This window comes from Microbacterium sp. 13-71-7 (assembly GCF_002257455.1).
In the GTDB taxonomy this organism is placed as follows: Bacteria; Actinomycetota; Actinomycetes; order Actinomycetales; family Microbacteriaceae; genus Microbacterium.
Window position 1 is genome coordinate 1 of record NZ_NCKN01000359.1, and the last position, 2,637, is coordinate 2,637.

General features: G+C 73.1%; 3 protein-coding genes and 2 pseudogenes. 2 read left to right on the top strand and 3 right to left on the bottom strand.

Annotated features, from left to right (window positions below; genetic code table 11):
- Window positions 1-103: pseudogene (locus B7X32_RS20185) on the bottom strand (cation:dicarboxylase symporter family transporter); the annotation flags it as partial.
- Window positions 104-284: 181 nt separating this feature from the next.
- Between B7X32_RS20185 and B7X32_RS20190 the strand changes: the two are divergent.
- A complete protein-coding gene (locus B7X32_RS20190; RefSeq protein ID WP_292723850.1) occupies window positions 285-770 on the top strand; it encodes an SRPBCC family protein in 486 nt (161 codons plus the stop codon).
- 12 nt (window positions 771-782) lie between these two features.
- Here the strand turns inward: B7X32_RS20190 and B7X32_RS20195 are convergent, their stop codons facing one another.
- Both B7X32_RS20195 and B7X32_RS20200 read right to left on the bottom strand, forming a co-directional pair.
- Window positions 783-1,967 carry a hypothetical protein gene (locus B7X32_RS20195; protein ID WP_292723852.1) on the bottom strand — a complete coding sequence of 395 codons (1,185 nt, stop codon included), beginning with the start codon at window positions 1,965-1,967 and terminating at the stop codon, window positions 783-785.
- Window positions 1,968-2,078: 111 nt separating this feature from the next.
- On the bottom strand, window positions 2,079-2,249 hold the full coding sequence (locus tag B7X32_RS20200; protein WP_160299713.1) for a DUF5302 domain-containing protein: 171 nt from the start codon (window positions 2,247-2,249) through the stop codon (window positions 2,079-2,081).
- 186 nt (window positions 2,250-2,435) lie between these two features.
- Here B7X32_RS20200 and B7X32_RS20205 point away from each other — a divergent pair.
- A pseudogene (locus B7X32_RS20205) lies at window positions 2,436-2,637 on the top strand (alpha-mannosyltransferase); the annotation flags it as partial.

The following is a 2,637-nucleotide window of genomic DNA, read 5'->3' on the forward strand; positions in this document are numbered from 1 at the left end:
TCGACATCGGCTGGCCGAGGCCCGTGGCGATGAACAGCGACGCCATCGTCAGGTAGATCGCCGTGCCGTCGAGGTTGAAGGAGTAGCCCGTCGGCACCGCGACTCTCGGGCAGGCCGCGGTCGAGGAGATGGCCGCGAAGCAGGCGCGGGCGCGCGCTCGCGCCGGTCGCGGCTGAGCCGGATCGACGGGCCGGGCCGGGGCGGGAGCGCTGTCGGCGCTCCTCGCGCCGGCCCGGCAGCCGTTCGCGTCCTGCGATCGTGCCAGGGGGCGATAGCGTCGGAGCATGCCCGTCGTCCACGCCGCCGTCACCGTCCCGATCCCGCCCGCCCTGGCATATGCGGTGTCGCAGACCACCGGTGAGGTGCGCCGGCGCTGGGACGGCTTCATCCACGCGCAGCACTTCCTGGACGGGGCCATGGCGCCGGCCAAGGGGGTGCGCACCTTCACCCGGCAGCGGTTCGGCCTGTCGATGATCACCCACTACGTCTCGTACGCGCCGCCGACGAACGTGGGGATGGTGATGGAGAAGGGGCCGTGGTTCCTCCGCACGCTCGGTGCCGGCTGGCGTTTCGAAGCGGTCGACGGAGGCACCCGCGCCGTCTGGAAGTACAGCTTCACCTGCCGCCCCGCATGGCTCGCACCCGTCGCCGAGCGGATCGGCACGATGGTGCTGGGGCGGGAGATCCGCCGCAGGATCGCGGGCTTCGCGCGCGGCTGTGCGGATCCGGTCGTGCTCGATGCCGCCCGTGAGGCGATCGCGGAGCGCTGAGCCCGCGACCGCTCAGTACCAGTTGTTCGCGACCTCGTGCGCCCAGGCCCCGCACGGGGATCCGTAGCGGCCCTGGATGTAGCTGAGACCCCAGTCGATCTGGGTGTCGCCGTTCGTGCGCCAGTCCGGCCCGGCCGCCGCCATCTTGTCGGCCGGCAGCGCCTGGGGGATCCCGTAGGCGCCGCTGTCCGGGTTCAGCGCATCCGCGCGCCAGCTCGACTCCTGCGTCCACAGCCGGTAAAGGCAGGAGAACTGGTCCTGGCCCCAGCCGTAGTTGCCGAGCTGGCCGGCGGCGTAGGCCTGCGCGCCCGCGGGGTCGACGTTCACGCCACCCCCGCCGAGGTCGCTCCCGCCACCGCCCCCGTAGCCGCCGCCGGCGGATCCGCTCGAACCCGCGTTGGCCGCGGCTTCGCGCTCCTGCTCGGCGACCTGCTGGCCGATCCGGTAGCGCCGCTCGACGTCGGCCGTGGTGTCCTTCAGCGTCGCGAGCTGCGCGTACAGCGTGGTGACATGGCCCTGCAGGTCGGCGACCGCGGCCGCTTCGGCGTCCGCAGCGGCCTTCGCCTTCTGCGCCGCATCCTCCGCGGCGGTCGCGAGCGCGTCCCGCGCAGCGCGGGCGGTCTGTGCCTGATCCTGCAGCGATGTCGCGACGCTCTCCGCCTCGCGCGCGCGCTCGTCGAGCTTCGCCCACGTCGAGTCGAGCTGCTGCAGCACGCCCAGGCGCGTGAGCAGCTGATCGGGATCCGCCCCGGTGAACAGCCGCACGCTGAGGGGGGCGGTCGTCTCGGTGCGGGCGCGGCCGGCCACGACCGTGCCGACCTGCTCGTGCGTCTGCTGCACGGCCTGCTCGGCGGCGGCGGCCTGCGCGCCCAGCTCGTCGGCGCGCTGCGCGGCCGCCTGCGCATCGGCCCGGGCGGAGTCCGCGGCCTGGGCGGCCTTCATCGCCGCGGTCGAGGCCTCCGCAGCCTTCTGCTGCGCCGCGGCGAGCGCGTCGTTGATGCGGGTGATCTCATCCTGCGTGGCCTGCTCGTTCCCCTGCGCGTTCTGCACGTCCTGCCAGGACGGGTAGTCGTCCGCATACGCCGGCGCCGCCACGGCGAGCGGCGCCATCAGCAGCGCGCCGGCCACGAGCGCCAGGATCGGGCGCACGGCGCGTGCTCTGCGCACGGGCGCGGCAGGGGCGGAGGAAACGATCACCCTTCGACGCTAACCCCGCTCGCTGTGGATTCCCAGCCTTTGGCGCAGATGCACGGACGACGAGGGGGCGCCGACGATCGCTCGTCGACGCCCCCCCGTGGTGGATGGGGATCAGCCGCTCTTGCGGCGGAACTCGCGCCTGGTCTGCGCGCCGTGCGTGCCGTGCACGGCGGAGTCGCCGTTCAGGTGCGCCTCGCCCTGGTGCTGCTGGGCGTTCTTCTTCTCGAGCGCCTCCTTGAACTTGCGCTTCATGTCCGCGGCGGCGGTGTCGTCGGTACTCATGCGCGCCAGCCTAGCCCCGGGGGCGTCACGGAGTCCTGGAAGAACGAAGGAGGACGGGCAGGGGGCGCGGCGGCGGACGCCGGGTGACCGATCGCGGTGCATCCGGTGAACACTCCGTGATCCTGCCCGTTTCCGGCGATGCGGGGCGGAAACGGGCGGGATCCTGATCGCGTGAGAGCAGCGATCGTGACGGAATCCTTCCTCCCGCACATGAACGGTGTGACCGGGAGCGTCCTGCAGATCCTTCGCCACCTCGAGCGACACGGCCACGAGGCCAGGGTGTACGCCCCCGCCGCCGCGGACATGCCGCGCATGATCGGGCACGCCAGGGTCGAGGCCATCCCGTCCGTGGCGCTGCCGGGCTACCGCACTGTCCGGGTCGGGACGT

Bases quoted from the DNA above. Each gene is read 5' to 3' on its own strand.
- B7X32_RS20190 (WP_292723850.1), top strand. From the start codon at position 285: ATGCCCGTCGTCCACGCCGCCGTCACCGTCCCGATCCCGCCCGCCCTG.
- B7X32_RS20200 (WP_160299713.1), bottom strand. From the start codon at position 2,249: ATGAGTACCGACGACACCGCCGCCGCGGACATGAAGCGCAAGTTCAAG.